Genomic DNA, 15,257 nt, shown 5'->3' on the forward strand with positions numbered 1-15,257 from the left:
GCCCTCTCAGGACCGGGGTGGCCGGGTCTGAGAGGGCCGAGGCTGAGCGGTACCGGTAGTGCTGGGCCTGCCGTCAGCGAGCGCTGTCGCCGGCAGCGATGACCTTGCGGTTGATCTCCCTGACCTGGTCGGGGTCGACCTTCAGGACCGCCCGGTCGTAGGTCACCAGACCGTTCAGTTCACCCTCGACGTCGCTGATCTGGGTGTAGACCGAGCCGGAAAGGGTCGTGGACGCATTCGCGAGGAGCAGGCTCGTGTTGTCCACGTACGTCTTGGTCATCTCGGCGATGTCGGCGGGGCCGCCACCGTAGTCCTGACCGCCGGCGACTCCGGCGATGTGCCCGGGGATCGTCAGCGAGTAGCCGCCGTGCTCTCCGTCGACGGCCGCGCGAGTGGCGTCGGGGGCGGGGTTCGCCGGGCCGTGGTAGAGGTGGTAGTCGATGACGTCACCGCGGCCGGAGTCGCCCTTGGAGGCACAGCAGTTGACTCCCGAGTGCGCGTCGACCAGGCGCGAGGGGTCCTGCTGCTTCACCGAGTCGGCGAGCTCACCGGTGGACTGCTTGCTCTGCTCGCCCCAGCCCTCGTTCATCATGTTCCACATGATCACGGAGGGGCTGCTGATGTGCTGGTCCACGATCTGGTGGACCTCCTTGTCGAACTCCGCGTTGCTCGCGGCACTGGCGGAGCCGGTGTTGCGGCTGGGCATGTCCTGCCAGACCATCAGCCCGAGCTTGTCGGCCCAGTAGTACCAGCGGGCCGGCTCCACCTTGATGTGCTTGCGCACGGCGTTGAAGCCCAGCTGCTTGTGCAGCTGCAGGTCCGACTTCAGCGCGGCGTCCGTCGGGGCCGTGTAGATGCCGTCGGGCCAGAAGCCCTGGTCGAGAGTGGCGAGGAGGAAGGTGGGCTTGCCATTGAGTTCGATCTTGTTCACCCCGCCGACCTTGGCGAGCGATATCGATCGCATGCCGAAGTAGGAGCCCACGCTGTCGTGCGAGCGGCCGTCGGCCAGGGTGACCTTCAGGTCGTAGAGGAACGGGTGGTCCGGGCTCCACAGCTTGGGGTGCGGAATGTGCAGCCGCAGGGGGACCCCCGCGGCGCCGGTGACGGAACCGACGCGCTCGTCGCCGTCGAACGCGGTGGCGGTCACACGGGCCGAAGCGTTCGTTCCGGCGCTGGGGCGCACGGTGACCGACAGGGAGTCGTCCTTGAGGTCAGGGGTGAGGACCAGGGAGTCGACGCTCTCCTCGGGGACCGGCTCCATCCAGACCGTCTGCCAGATACCCGAGGTGGGGGTGTACCAGATGCCGCTCGGGTCGCGCGACTGCTTTCCGGTCGCCTGCTGCGAGGGGTCGGTGGTGTCCTTGACCTTCAGCAGGACGGTCTGGTCGCCACTGCCTGTGACGGCGTCCGTGATGTCCGCTGTGAACGCCTGGTATCCGCCGAGGTGGTGGGCCACCTGCTTGCCGTTGACGTAGACCCAGGCTTCGTAGTCCACCGCGCCGAAGTTCAGGTGGAGACGGTTGCCCGAGCCGACCCGCCAGCCGGCCGGCACCTTGAACGTGCGCTGGTACAGCGACCAGTCGTGGTGTTCGGCGACGCCGGACAGCGGCGCCTCCATCGGGTAGGGGACGAGGATCTTCCCGCTCAGTTCGCTCGTGGGCAGCGGGGCGTCCTGCGTCGTTCCCTGGAACTGCCACGTGCCGTTGAGGTTGGCCCACTGCTTGCGGGTCTGCTGCGGACGCGGGTAGTCGGGCAGGGCGTTGGACGGCGAGACGTCCTTGGCCCACTTGGTGGCGAAGTACCAGGTGGAGTTGTTCTGGGCGACGCTGGAGAACACGTCCAGCGGGCCGGTGGCGGTGTTCAGGCCGCCCTGCCCGTCGTAGCTGATGCGCACCCGGGACTTCATGGCCGCCGGGGTGTCAGAGGCCGCCGCGGTGAAGACCAGCTTGGAGTGATCGGCGGGGTCCGTGGTCACCGTCGGGGTCCAGCGGTGGCCACCGGCGATCACCGAGACGTGCTTCGTGACGTCCGCCGGCACGGAGTTCACCGCGGCGGGCAGCTGTACGACCGCTTCCCGGCCGGTGGAGTCGACGGTGCTGTGCAGGTCGAGGGGCGCGAAGCCGGCCGGCTGGTGCAGGGCGGAGTCGGGGACGGGCTGCCGGGCGATGCCCGGGCCCGACCACTCGGTCTGGATGTAGGCGCCGCCGTTGCCCTGGTTGTAGTCGAAGGACAACTGGTGCATACCGGCCGTCAGCGTGATCGGCTGCGACGTGGTCTGGACGTCCCAGTCGGTCGTCCAGTGGTCGATGACGCTCGTACCGTCGAGTGACATGCGGAAGCCGTTGTCGCCCTTGATGTAGAACGTGTACGAACCGCCGGTGGGCACGTCCAGCATGCCCGTCCAGTGCACGGCGTCGTTCAGGGTGGACCCGGCGCAGTCGCGCAGCGTCGGGAGGAGGTCCTTGACGTTGAGGGAGGGCTGCACCCCGGTGCTGCCGTAGGTGGCGAAGTCCAGCGACGTGCTGTCGGAGCTGAGATAGCAGTCGCTGCGCAGCCCCTGCGGAGTGACGGTGGATGCTGCCCCGCTCGTCGGTTCGGCGTGGGCGAGGGAGGCCGGCGCGAGGAGTGCGCCGCCGAGCAGCAGCGGAGCCGCGGCCGCCAGTCTGCGCAGGAGTGTCATGCGGTGTCTTCCGGGACTCAAGGCGGTTCTCACCTTTCGCTGGACATTCGTTGGAGTGATGCGGTCGGCATGCCCGCCGTCTGTTCACGGCGTCGGTGGCAGGCCCTTTGGGTTCTGCCGGCCGTCAGGCGCGCGGGCCGTCCGGCTGGGTGCGCCAGGCCAGCGCGCCGCCGGAGAACCCGGCGCGGAGCCGCACTGTGATGCGCAGTGCCGTGGTCGTGACGGTGGGGAAGGAGACCTGGTTGAACCGGTCGGTGGCGACGCCGTAGTCGGGGGCGCCGTCCACGGGGTGCCACCGGCCGTCCGTGGAGAGGTACTCCAGCCGCCAGGACTCGGGGACGCGACAGGCACCGTGGCCGGTGTCGTCGTACCAGTACACCGATGCCGCGTTGACGCGGACGGGCTCGGCGTAGCTGTACTGGATCCACTCCTCGGTCCCGGTGTGGTCCCACCATGTGAAGCGCGGAATCGTCTGGTCGAACGAACTCGACGGCTCGGCGACGGCGTTCATGAGCAGTGCCTGAGGACTGTCGACGCCGCTGAAGGAGGCGGTGACCGCCGCCCACTCCAGTGCCTTGCCGGACGCTGAGGCGGTCGGGAAGGCCGTGACGCGCAGTCGCGCGGCGGCCGCCGGAATCAGGGTGAGGCGTTCGACCGGCTCCGTGGTGCGGGCCGGGCTCTGCTGCATCGGAGCCGCGACGTCCTGGTCGTCGCTCACCCAGCCGGTCAGGCGCCGGCCCTTGGCCCGCATGAGCACCGGGGTGCCGGAGTGGCTGAAGGGGTTGGCGGCGCGGGCGCGGGTGCGTTCCAGGGTGAAGGACCGGGCAGGATCCTGCCGGTCCAGTTCCAGTGCGTAGTTCCACGGCGAGGTGGGGCGCACCTCGTACTCCGGCCATGTGCTGCTGCCGCCGGACTGCTGCCACTCCTCCTCGATGCGCAGGGAGTAGTTGACGGGGCCGTGGTAGACGGAGACGGAATCCTCGTTGCTGCTCCAGGTGCGCACCGTCGTGCGCATCGGCAACCGCAGGACGATCTGGTCGCCGTCGTGCCACCGGCGGTCGAGAACGAGGTGGCCGCCGCTGCGCTTGGCGGCCACGGGGTGCCCGCCCAGCTTGACCGAGGGCTCCTCGCACCATCCCGGAACCCGCAGATAGAGCGGGAAGTCGACGGCTCGCGGAGTGGACACCGTCAGGGTGACGGTGTCGTCGAAGGGGTAGTCCGTGCGCTCGGTGACGGTGACCGTGGTGCCGTCACCCACCTTGGCACGTACGGAGGACTCGGCGTACAGGGAGGCGCACAGGCCGCCGTCGATGCTCGCGAGCCACATCTCCTCGGCGTAGTAGGGCCACCCCATCCCGTAGTTGTGGGGGCAGCACCGGTACTGGTGGATGCCGGGCATGTAGGCCTGCATGGCGAAGGAGTTGTTGAACTGGCCGTGCGACTTGGCAACGTTGTCCAGCTGGACGCTGTTGGCCGCCGTCACGTAGTGGGTGCCCTTCTGCCGCGGGTCGAAGGCGGCGGGCAGCAGGTTGAGGGCCAGGTCCTCGCAGCGGTCGGCCCACAGGGTGTCACCGGTGATACGGGTGAGTATCTGGTGGCTGTGCATGTACTCGACGATGCCGCACGTCTCGAAGCCCTGGCGCGGGTCGTGGTAGCCGCGGCGTGCGTTCTCGTCCGCGGCGAAGCCACCGCCGGGGAACTGCCCGTAGCTGTCCATGACGGTGTCGTAGACGCGGTGGGTGGCCGCGAGGAAGGAGGGATCGCCGGCGAGGACGCCGTACTGGGCGGGTTCCCGGAAGCCCTGGGCGAGGTTGACGTTGTGCCAGGTCGGGATCGAGTGGGTGTAGTCGGCGCTGTGGGTGTGCATCGTGCGGACCAGGTCCAGCAGCCAGTCGTCGCCCGTGCGGTTGTAGAGCCAGTAGGCGGTGTCGATGGTGTCTCCGACGCGGGCCGAGCCCCAGCCCTGCCCGAAGAGCGTGCCGGGCTGGGCGTGGAGGTACTTCAGCCAGCCGGTCAGAGCCGGTACGACGCGATCGTCGCCGCTGTACTCCTGCCAGGTGCGCAGCGCGTCCAGGACCGGCATGTAGGGCCAGAAGTCCGGTCCGCCGTTGAGCGAGGTGCGCAGGCTGGAGGGGCCGAAGAAGCCGTCGGGCTGCCGGGTGGCGAGGATGCGGTCGATCCAGGCGCGGGTGAGTTCGAGGGTACGGCTGTCCTGGGTGACGTAGCCCAGATCGCCGAACCCCCGCAGCCAGTAGGGCAGTTCCTCCCAGCCGCCCCGCTCCGGAACGGCCCACCCGCTGGTCCTGTCGTCCAGGTAGTCGGACACCTCCGGCATGCGCCCGTTCAGACCGTCGAGCTGCAGGTCCAGCTGGGTGCGGAGCCAGCCCTTCGGGGTGATGCTGCCGGGCGGCAGCCGCAGGAACGGCTCCTGCTGCAGGGGGGCGCGGTTGGCGGCGTAGTGGGGGGAGCCGGCGGCCGGGGCGACCGGACTCGGGGACGACAAGGCCTGTGCGGGTGCGGGGGTGCCGGTCAATGCGACGGCACCGGCGGCAGACAGGGATCTGGTCAGGAACGTGCGGCGTTCCACGGGGGATGTCCCTCCTGGTCAAGGACCGCGTCCAGCGGTCGTGCGGAACAGTGCAGGGGCATGTGGCGGGGTGGTACGAGAAGTCCGGCGCGGGGCCGGCGCAGTCGCGCGGTGTGGTTCTGCCCGTTCGATCGCGTCAGGCGGTCGGTGAGGAGTGCCTAGGAGGACGAGGTGTGCGCGAGGCGGTGGAGAGCGCTGATCGGGTGGCCGAGCCCAGTCGGCGCCGCCTCGTCCGATCCCGCACTTTCGGGTTGATGACGGCGCGTCGGGAAAGTACCGGGTTCATACCTCCATCCGCCGGCCGCTCTCGAGCATCCAGCACTGGTCGTAGCCGTCGGCGGGGTCAGTCGGTGTCCTCCTTGTCGATCCGGTCACCGATGGGGTGGGCGGGTTCCTACAACGATGTAGATGCACAGTGGACGACGGCCCCGAAAGCTGTCAAGGGATCAGACCGCCTTCAGAGCAACCGACTTGCATGGCAAGTACATAAGTCCGGTAAGCGCAGCGGAGATTGAGAATCCGGTGCCACCTCCAGGCAGTCGACGAGACGCCTCACCCGTCACAAATACGCAGGCCACAAGGGTTTTTCGACGGGGCGCCTCGACTTGGGAGAGGTCTGAAACGCTTCGGAGATACGTGGGCTCCGGAGGGTGGACATGACATCACGCCTGTGCTGTCATCGTCCTGCCTCAGTTTTCTATCGTTGTAGGAACAGCCTTCAATCTCTGCCGTGTGGTCGACGCAGCGCCACCGCCCAACTCCCGCAAGGGCCTGTGCAAGAGGCCACGTGGACACGGAAAACGCAACTTCGACATGGCCCGCGGAGGCCGCTACCTTCACCTGGCGTTCGGCAGTCGCCTACGGGGGCACGGGTGTTCGTTCAGGCTGAGCCACCCACGACGGGACGAGTTGGTCACGCCCACGAATCCTCGCCTCCATGCGTAAGCCACCGAACCAAGTCCGCACCAGGCACCCCCAACCAGGGAGAGGCGCATGCCCCATCTTGCTCTGTACACATTCGGCGTCCTGAAGTCACCACTCGCCGATCCCGCACCTCTCACGCGCGAGTTCTACGACATTGGTGCGGCCGTCTACCGGAAGATCAGTCAGCACCCCGGATACCTCGCGCATGCGGAAGCGGCAGACGGTGACCGGGGCATGCTCTTCGAGGCGGACTGGGGTGCGTGGGGGGAGTTCGCCGTACCGACCTGGTACGACAAGGGCCATACCGTGGAAACCACCGCCCTGGCCGCGACCCTCTCGCTCTGGACCGACCTGCGCCCCGCCTTCGACGCCGTCTACACCGGCCTGCACCGCGAGGCGCTGAACAGGCGTTACGACTGGTTCGAGAGGACAGGACACCCGAGTTACGTGTTCTGGTGGATCTCCGACGGCGTGATACCCACCTGGCGGGACGGGGTTTCCAGGCTGGAGCACCTCCACGATCACGGCTCCACGCCGCACGCCTTCACCTTCCACCACTCGTTCGCCCCGGACGGAACTCCGACCAGGATCAAGGGAATCGGGCCGAAGAGCGATCTGGTCCGCTGAACAAGGAAGCCCGAACACTGGGTTCGCTGTCGAAGGCCTCGATTGCATGACGGCGAGCACTCGGCGGCGAGATGTCCCGTCTCGAAGGATCTGGTCTCCGTCTCAAGTGACCTGGTCCGATTCGTCGTTGCTCTCAGGTGATCTGGTTCGTCGTCCTGGTCGCTGCACTACTCTGTCGAGCCATGAACGCGGACCGCTGGTTGGCAGACACCCGGACCTCCTACGACACGGTCGCGGTCAGCTATGCCGACCAACAACGCGAGGCTCTGGCCGGGGCGCCGTATCTTCGGGCGGCTCTGGCGCTGTTCGCCGACTTGGTGCACGCCGCCGGCGGTGGGCCGGTGGCGGACGTGGGCTGCGGACCTGGACACGTCACCGCTTACCTGCACGAGCTGGGGGTGGACGCTTTCGGCATCGACCTTTCATCGGTGATGATCGACGTTGCTCGGCGTGACCACCCCCGCCTGCGGTTCGAGGTGGGCTCGATGACCGACCTCGACCTCGACGATGCTTCGGTCGTCGGCCTGCTCGCATTCTGGTCGTTGATTCACGTCCCCGACGAAGCGGTGTCCACGGTCTTCGGCCACTTCCGGCGCGTGTTGCGTCCCGGCGGACCACTGCTGCTCGGCTTTCACGTCGGCGACGAGTCGAGGCTGAAGACGCAGGGCTACGGCGGCCACCCGATGAACGTCCACGTTCACCGCCGCCGGCCTGACCAAGTGGCGGCCTGGCTACGCGATGCCGGGTTCACCGTCGAGGCCCACATGCTGATCGACCCAGACGAGAGCGTTCCAGGTGCGGTCCTCTTCGCACGCCGTCGGTCCTAGCCAGGTCAGCGGTCCGGTTGCGGCCGACGACACAGCGAAGTCGGACCACATCAACTGAGACAGCCTCCGGCATCCGCTCGCCCGGGACCGCAGCCTCGAGGGCTCTGGCCCAAATGCGGGTGAGAACCCTTCGCCCCGAGGGGCCGCGCCCGTGAACGCCCGTCCGGTCGGCCAGAGGGCGACCGGATACAGTGCGCGAGACGGCAGCCTGGTCAGAGAGGGGCAGCGTGACCGACACCAAGAACACCCGACCCGCCGACGGTGAAGCGCGAGCGCTGCGGCAGAGCCGGCTGCACCGCGTGATGCGCTACATCCCCCGGGTCGCTCCCGTCCTGCTGTGGGCCGTGCCCTGCTGGGTGCTCCTGTACGGCGGCCAGCACTGGCCGCTGCCCGTCACGCTGGTCGGCACCGCCCTGTTCGCCCTCGGCCTGATCGGTATGCCGCTCGCGATGGTGCGCGGCCACGGCCGGCGCCAGCAGGACCGGGCGGCGATCGTCGGTGACACCCTGCTGGGCACCAGCTGGGTCCTGTTCACCTGGTCCGTTCTGCTCGGCGTCCTGTTGCGGCTCGCCCTGACCTTGGCAGGCGTCGGCGGGAGTCAGGACCGGGCCCGAATCGTCACGTGGGCCGTCCTCGGCGTGACCGCCGTACTGCTCGGCTGGGGATACGCCGAGGCCCGCCGCGTGCCGCGCGTGCGCCGACTCGACGTGCAACTCCCGCGGCTGGGCGCCGGGTTGGACGGCGTCCGCGTCGTCCTCATCACCGACACCCACTACGGCCCGCTCGATCGAGCTCGCTGGTCGGCGCGGGTGTGCGAGACGGTGAACACCCTGGAAGCCGACCTGGTCTGCCACACCGGCGACATCGCGGACGGCACGGCCGAACGCCGCCGCGCCCAGGCCGTCCCCCTCGGTACCGTGCGGGCCACCCGGGCCCGGGTATACGTCACCGGCAACCACGAGTACTACAGCGAGGCCCAGGGCTGGGTCGACCTGATGGACGAGCTGGGCTGGGAGCCGCTGCGCAACCGCCATCTGCTGCTCGAACGCGGAGGCGACACCCTCGTGGTCGCCGGCGTGGACGACGTCACCGCCGAGTCCTCCGGCCTGGCGGGCCACCGCGCGCACCTCGCCGGAGCCTTGGACGGCGCCGACCCCGACCTGCCCGTCCTGCTCCTGGCACACCAGCCCAAGTTCGTCGACCGGGCGGCAGCCGACGGCATCGACCTCCAACTGTCCGGCCACACCCACGGCGGCCAGATCTGGCCCTTCCACCACCTGGTCCGCATCGACCAGCCCGCCGTCGCCGGCCTCAGCCGCCACGGCACCCGGACCCTCCTCTACACCAGCCGCGGCACCGGCTTCTGGGGCCCGCCCTTCCGCGTCTTCGCCCCCAGCGAGATCACCCTGCTCGTGCTCCGCTCCCCGCATCTGCCCACCTCGCCGTAGCACGGGGCGGGCCGACACATCCGCTTGGCCGTGTCCCCGAGCTGAGGGGTGCGGCGGCCCGCCTTCGCCGTCTCCCACTGGAAGAAGATCCAGCCCTCCAGTCCCCCGGAGCGGATCGAACGCGAGATCAGGCGCCGCACCCCACGCTACGGACCATTGAGCACCTGCACCGTCACAGGGGACGTGACCTTCGCGCTCGTTGGAGAGCCTCGCTTGAGGCCAGACGTGGTGACCTGGCTCGAACGCAGCGGCGCGCACTGCGAACGGCTGTACATGGGATCTGTATGGTCGCGCCGTAGGACACCCGGCCTGCGGCACAGCGGCCCGAGCGGAGGAGGATGCCATGGCCGATCCCCGGCAGGGAGCCGGTTCGGGCGACGGATCCGCATCGCGGCCGCCGGAGAATCACGGTCCGAGCGCGCACGACGCGGTGCGTCTCGCGCTGGTCATCGGTGCTCTCGGCGTGGTCTTCGGCGACATCGGTACCAGCCCCATCTACACCGTCCAGACCGTGTTCAATCCGAGCGACCCGCACCCTGTCCCGGTCAGCACGCAGAACGTGTACGGGGTGGTGTCGCTGGTGTTCTGGTCGGTGATGATCATTGTCACGGTCACGTATGTGCTGCTGGCGATGCGCGCCGACAACGACGGCGAGGGCGGCATCATGGCGCTGATCACCCTCGTACGGCGGTGGGGCTCGCAACGTGGCCGGCGGGCGACGGCCGTGTTGGCCGGGCTGGGCGTCTTCGGCGCTTCGCTGTTCTTCGGCGACAGCATGATCACTCCAGCGATCTCGGTACTGTCCGCGGTCGAGGGCCTCAAGGTCGTCCAGCCGTCACTGAAGAGCGCCGTCGTGCCGATCACCGCGGTGATCATCATCTTGCTGTTCATCGTGCAGCGCAGAGGCACCGCGGCGGTGGGCCGGATGTTCGGGCCGGTCATGGTCGTCTGGTTCGTGGCCATCGGAGCGTGCGGCGTGGCCGGCATCGTCGGCCATCCGGCGATTCTCAGGGCGCTGTCGCCTTCGTACGCCCTGGGTTTCCTGTTCGGCCATTTCGGCACCGCCTTCTTCGCCCTGGCCGCGGTCGTGCTCTCGGTCACCGGCGCGGAAGCGCTCTACGCGGACATGGGGCACTTCGGCCGCCGGGCCATCACGCGCGGCTGGATGCTCCTCGTCCTCCCGGCGTGCATTCTGAGCTACTTCGGCCAGGGCGCACTGATCCTCGCCGACGCACGCAACATCAGCAGCCCCTTCTTCCTGCTCGTGCCGGGCTGGGGCAGGTGGCCGATGGTCCTGCTGGCCACGGCGGCCACGGTGATCGCCTCGCAGGCCGTGATCACCGGCGCGTACTCGGTCACCTCCCAGGCCGCCCAGCTCGGCTACCTGCCGAGGCTGCGGATCGCACACACCTCCGAATCCACCATCGGTCAGATCTACGTCCCCTGGATCAACTGGCTGCTGATGGTCTCGGTCCTCACCCTGGTCTTCGCCTTCCGCAGCTCCACCGCACTGGCCTTCGCCTTCGGTATGGCGGTCACCGGCACGATCACCATCACCACTCTGCTGTTCTTCTACGTCGCCCGTGGCAAGTGGGGCACGCCCAAGTGGCTGATCGGCGTCGGCGCGACCGTGCTGCTCTTCGTGGACCTGCTCTTCGTGGCAGCCAACGTGACGAAGCTCCTCCACGGCGCGTGGCTGCCGCTGCTGATCGGCCTCACCGTGTTCACCGTCATGACGACCTGGCAACGCGGCCGCGAACTCGTCACCGCCGAACGAGTACGCCAGGAGGGTCCGCTGGCCGAGTTCATCGACCGCCTCCGCAGTGGCGAGGAGTCGACGCTGCGGGTCCCCGGCACGGCCGTCTTCCTCAACCGCGGCAAGCAGACCACGCCCCTGGCCATGCGGGCCAACGTCGAGCACAACCACGTACGGCACGACCAGGTCGTGATCCTCTCCCTCCAGACCGAACCCGTGCCCCGCGTCCCGGCCGACCAGCGGATCGTCGTCGACGACCTCGGCTACGCCGACGACGGGATCATCCACGTCACCGCCCGGTTCGGCTACATGGAGACACCGGACGTTCCCGGCACCCTGGCCATGGTCGAGCCGGCCCGGACCGAAGGACCGTTGCAGCTCGACCAGGCGTCCTACTTCCTGTCGAAGATCGAACTCCGGCGGGGCAAGTCACCGACGATGGCACCCTGGCGCAAGCGGCTGTTCATCGCCACCTCGTACATCACCGCGGACGCCGCCGAGTACTTCGGCCTCCCTCGTGACCGCACGGTCATCATGGGCTCGCACATCGAGGTGTAGGCGCCCGGCGCTGATGGCGGGCCGGGGCTCACCATCGAGGTCATGCCCGGTGTCACCCGCTCCCGGGTGTGCCCTGACGGCACCCTGACGGTGATCCGGACGACCTTGACGGAATGCTGACGCGCCTGGTCAGAGGGCATGGAAAGGGCTGTCAGAAGGGCGCCAAGAACTGGCGTACGGACTGTTCGAAAGCCCTGCGGGGAGGTGAGATGGAAGCGGTTCCAACGAGGATCGTCGGCCGGGACACCTTCGGCCGGCGTGCGCAGAACGGTGCAAGAGATGTCCGAGTCCCGACCGCCCTCAGCCTCCCGCGTCGTGGTGGGAGTGAACGGATCGCTGGGCAGTCTCACCGCCCTGGGCCGGGCAGCGGAGGAGGCCCGACGCCGGGAGGCCGAGCTCTGGCCCGTGCCGGCCTGGGAGCCGCCGGGCGGGGAACTCGCCACGCGCAGATCCCCGGGCGGGGAACTCGCCACGCGCAGATCCCCGGCCGCGTCCCTCATGGTCCCGGAATGGGAGCGGCTGGCACGGGAGAGGCTCCTCGGGGCGCTGCCCGAAGTGTTCGGAGGCACGGACACCGGGCTTCCCGGACAGGCGCTCGTCGCACGGGGCGCCCCGGGACCGGTACTCGTGCACATCGCCGGCCGGGAGGGTGACCTCCTGGTGATCGGCGCCGGTGGGCGCGGCCGGCTGCACCGCACGCTCGCGCCGTCGGTCGGCCGCTACTGCCTCGCCCACGCCGGCTGCCCCGTCCTCGCGGTGCCGCCGTCCCCGCTGCAAGCTGCGCTGGCAGCCGTGCACCGCCGGAACATCTGGCGGCTACGGCTGGACACCGGGGACATGCGGAAGGAGTTCGAGACCGTGCCGCCCGACGCCTGAGGTGTCCTCAGGACGTGGCAGCCGCGGACAGATCCGGCTGCTCCGGCCGTCCCCTCCCCGGTGCCGTCGGTACGGCGAGCACCATGGTGAGGCCCCCGCCGGGGGTGTCCTCGGCGTGCAGGGTGCCGCCGATGGCCTCGGCGAAACCGCGCGCCACCGCGAGTCCGAGGCCGACACCGACACCGCGGGGTGAGTCGCCGTACCGCTGGAAGGGTTCGAAGATCCGGTCCTTGGCCTCGTCCGGAACGCCCGGGCCCCGGTCCACGACCCGCACCTCGACCCGGTCGGCGAGAGCGCTCGCGGACACCAGGACCCTCTCCCCCGGCGGGCTGTACTTGACCGCGTTCTCGACGACGTTCGCCACGGCCCGCTCCAACAGCCCCCGGTCGATGTGCACCATGGGCAGGGTCTCGGGGATGTCCAGCTCCACGCTGTCCTCGGGCACCCCGCCGAGCGCCATGGGCACGACTTCATCCAGGTCGCTCTCGCGGATGATGGGCGTGACGGTGCCGGTCTGCAGGCGGGACATGTCCAGCAGGTTGCCCACCAGGTGGTCGAGGCGGTCGGCGCCCTGTTCGATGGCCTCCAGCAGGTCGGCCTGGTCCTGTTCGGACCATTCGACGTCGTCGGAGCGCAGCGAGGTGACGGCTGCCTTGATGCCGGCGAGCGGGGTGCGCAGGTCGTGGCTGACGGCGGCGAGCAGCGCGGTCCTGATGCGGTTGCCCTCGGCGAGTTCCTTCGCGCGGTCGGCCTGGCTCTGCAGGCGCCGGCGGTCGAGGACGACGGCGGCCTGTGCGGCGAAGGCGGCCAGCACGCGTCGGTCGGCGGCGGGGAGCACCCGGCCGCGCAGGGACAGGGCCATGTGGTCGCCGACCGGTACGTCGACGTCCGCGTCTTCCGGTGCCTCCGCCGGCTCGGGCCCGACACTGCCGGCACAGGTCCAGGGAGCGGTCTCCCCGGCCCGCTCCAGCAGCGCCACCGACTCCATGCCGAAGGTCTCGCGGACCCGTTCGAGGAGCGCCTCCAGGCTCGTCTCGCCGCGCAGCACGTTCCCGGCGAGGAAGGACAGGATCTCCGACTCGGAGCGCAGCCGAGCGGCCTGGTGGGTGCGCCGGGCCGCCAGGTCCACCACGGACGCCACGGACACGGCGACCCCGACGAAGATCGCGATGGCGACGATGTTCTTCGGGTCGGCGATCGTCAGGGTGTGGACGGGCGGGGTGAAGTACCAGTTGAGCAGCAGGGATCCGACCACGGCCGACGCCAGCGCCGGGAAGAGGCCGCCGAGCAGGGCCGCGGCCACCGTCAGCGTCAAGAACAGCAGCATGTCGTTGGCGAGGCCGACGTCCGGTGTGGCGCCGGTGAGGAGCCAGGTGAGGAGGGCCGGGCCGATGACTCCCACGGCCCAGCCCCAGATGACCCGGGAGCGCCCGAGGCGGGCGCTGCGCGCCACCGGCAGTCCGCGGCCCTTGCCCGCCTCGTCGTGCGTGATGAGGTGCACGTCGAGGTCGGGCCCGGACTCCACGGCCACCGTGGCGCCGACTCCGGGCCCGAAGACGTACTGCCAGCTGCGGCGGCGGGAGACGCCCAGGACGATCTGAGTAGCGTTCACGCCCCGGGCGAAGTCGAGCAGGGCGGCCGGTATGTCGTCGCCGACGACGTGGTGGAAGGTGCCGCCCAGGTCCTCCACGAGGGTGCGCTGGACGGCCAGTTCCTTCGGGGAGGCGGCGGTCAGCCCGTCGCTGCGGGAGATGTAGACGGCCAGCACCTCGCCGCCGGCGCCCTTCTCCGCCAGGCGCGCGGCACGCCGTATCAGCGTCCGGCCCTCCGGTCCGCCGGTCAGCCCCACCACGATCCGCTCCCGCGACCCCCAGATCGTCGACACCCGGTGCTCACGGCGGTACTCGTTCAGGTACTCGTCCACCCGGTCGGCCACCCACAGCAGCGCCAACTCGCGCAGGGCGGTGAGGTTTCCGGGGCGGAAGTAGTTGGACAGCGCCGCGTCGACCTTGTCCGGCTGGTAGATGTTGCCGTGCGCCATCCGGCGGCGCAGCGCCTGGGGGGACATGTCGACCAGCTCGATCTGGTCGGCCCGGCGGACCACCTCGTCGGGGACGGTCTCCTGCTGCCTCACCCCGGTGATGGACTCGACCACGTCGCCGAGTGATTCCAGGTGCTGGATGTTGACGGTCGAGACCACGTCGATCCCGGCCGCGAGCAGATCCTCGATGTCCTGCCAGCGCTTGGCGTTGCGCGAGCCGGGGATGTTGGTGTGCGGGAGTTCGTCCACGAGCGCCACCTGGGGGCGGCGCGCGAGAACGGCGTCCACGTCCATCTCGCTGAACGTGCTGCCCCGGTATGCGAGTTCCTTGCGCGGCACCTGTTCCAGGCCGTGCAGCATCACCTCGGTGCGGGGCCGGTGATGGTGCTCGACGAAGGCGACCACGCAGTCGGTGCCCCGCTCGATACGGCGGTGCGCCTCGGACAGCATCGCGTACGTCTTGCCGACGCCGGGCGCCGCACCGAGGTAGATCCGTAGCTTGCCGCGTGCCATGTCATCCCTCGAAGCGGTAGCCCATGCCGGGCTCGGTGATCAGATAGCGGGGGTGGGAGGGGTCGGATTCGAGTTTGCGGCGGAGTTGGGCCATGTAGACCCGCAGGTAGTTGGTCTTGTTGCTCTGCGTGACCCCCCACACCTCCTGGAGCAGTTGCCGCTGTGTGACCAGCCGGCCGGGGTGGGTCACCAGGATCTCCAGCAGGTGCCACTCGGTCGGGGTCAGCCGTACGTCCTTGCCGTCGCGGGCGACCTTCTTGGCGAGCAGGTCGATGCTGAAGTCCTCCGTTTCGACCAGGGTCAGTTCCGGGACGAGCGGCGTCCACAAGCGCGCCCTCGCCGAGGGCCCCGGCTCCCCGCTGCGGGACCGCTACCACTTCCGCCCCGGCAAGGGGAGGAACGGCGAACTCCCGCCCAACG

8 protein-coding genes and 1 pseudogene are annotated in these 15,257 nt (G+C 69.4%); 5 read left to right on the forward strand and 4 right to left on the reverse strand.

What is annotated here, in order from left to right:
- Positions 1-73: 73 nt before the first annotated feature.
- Together ACWEN3_RS24540 and ACWEN3_RS24545 are read right to left on the reverse strand one after the other, a co-directional pair.
- Complete coding sequence (locus ACWEN3_RS24540) at positions 74-2,680, reverse strand: PA14 domain-containing protein (RefSeq protein WP_452974820.1); 2,607 nt, start codon at positions 2,678-2,680, stop codon at positions 74-76.
- A 124-nt stretch (positions 2,681-2,804) separates the two neighbouring features.
- Entirely contained in the window at positions 2,805-5,267 is a 2,463-nt protein-coding gene (locus tag ACWEN3_RS24545) for a beta-L-arabinofuranosidase domain-containing protein (protein WP_452974823.1), read from the reverse strand.
- A 993-nt stretch (positions 5,268-6,260) separates the two neighbouring features.
- Between ACWEN3_RS24545 and ACWEN3_RS24550 the strand changes: the two genes are divergently transcribed.
- From ACWEN3_RS24550 to ACWEN3_RS24570, 5 genes are all read left to right on the forward strand, one after another.
- The gene (locus tag ACWEN3_RS24550; protein WP_452974826.1) at positions 6,261-6,818 is read left to right on the forward strand and encodes a DUF3291 domain-containing protein; all 558 of its coding nucleotides are present in this window, start codon (positions 6,261-6,263) and stop codon (positions 6,816-6,818) included.
- Positions 6,819-7,000: 182 nt separating this feature from the next.
- Positions 7,001-7,645, forward strand: a complete 645-nt coding sequence (locus ACWEN3_RS24555) for a class I SAM-dependent methyltransferase (RefSeq protein ID WP_452974841.1) — start codon at positions 7,001-7,003, stop codon at positions 7,643-7,645.
- A 227-nt stretch (positions 7,646-7,872) separates the two neighbouring features.
- Positions 7,873-9,093, forward strand: a complete 1,221-nt coding sequence (locus ACWEN3_RS24560; protein ID WP_452974829.1) for a metallophosphoesterase — start codon at positions 7,873-7,875, stop codon at positions 9,091-9,093.
- Positions 9,094-9,436: 343 nt separating this feature from the next.
- Entirely contained in the window at positions 9,437-11,407 is a 1,971-nt protein-coding gene (locus ACWEN3_RS24565; RefSeq protein ID WP_452974832.1) for a potassium transporter Kup, read from the forward strand.
- A gap of 279 nt (positions 11,408-11,686) precedes the next feature.
- On the forward strand, positions 11,687-12,283 hold the full coding sequence (locus ACWEN3_RS24570) for a universal stress protein (RefSeq protein WP_452974835.1): 597 nt from the start codon (positions 11,687-11,689) through the stop codon (positions 12,281-12,283).
- A 7-nt stretch (positions 12,284-12,290) separates the two neighbouring features.
- Here ACWEN3_RS24570 and ACWEN3_RS24575 read toward each other — a convergent pair whose 3' ends face one another.
- Both ACWEN3_RS24575 and ACWEN3_RS24580 read right to left on the reverse strand, forming a co-directional pair.
- Positions 12,291-14,837, reverse strand: coding sequence for a DUF4118 domain-containing protein (locus tag ACWEN3_RS24575; protein WP_452974838.1), 2,547 nt, complete (start codon positions 14,835-14,837; stop codon positions 12,291-12,293).
- Position 14,838: 1 nt separating this feature from the next.
- Positions 14,839-15,156, reverse strand: a pseudogene (locus ACWEN3_RS24580) (winged helix-turn-helix domain-containing protein); the annotation flags it as partial.
- Between the last annotated feature and the right edge of the window lie 101 nt (positions 15,157-15,257).

Source organism: Streptomyces sp. NPDC004561, from assembly GCF_053602155.1.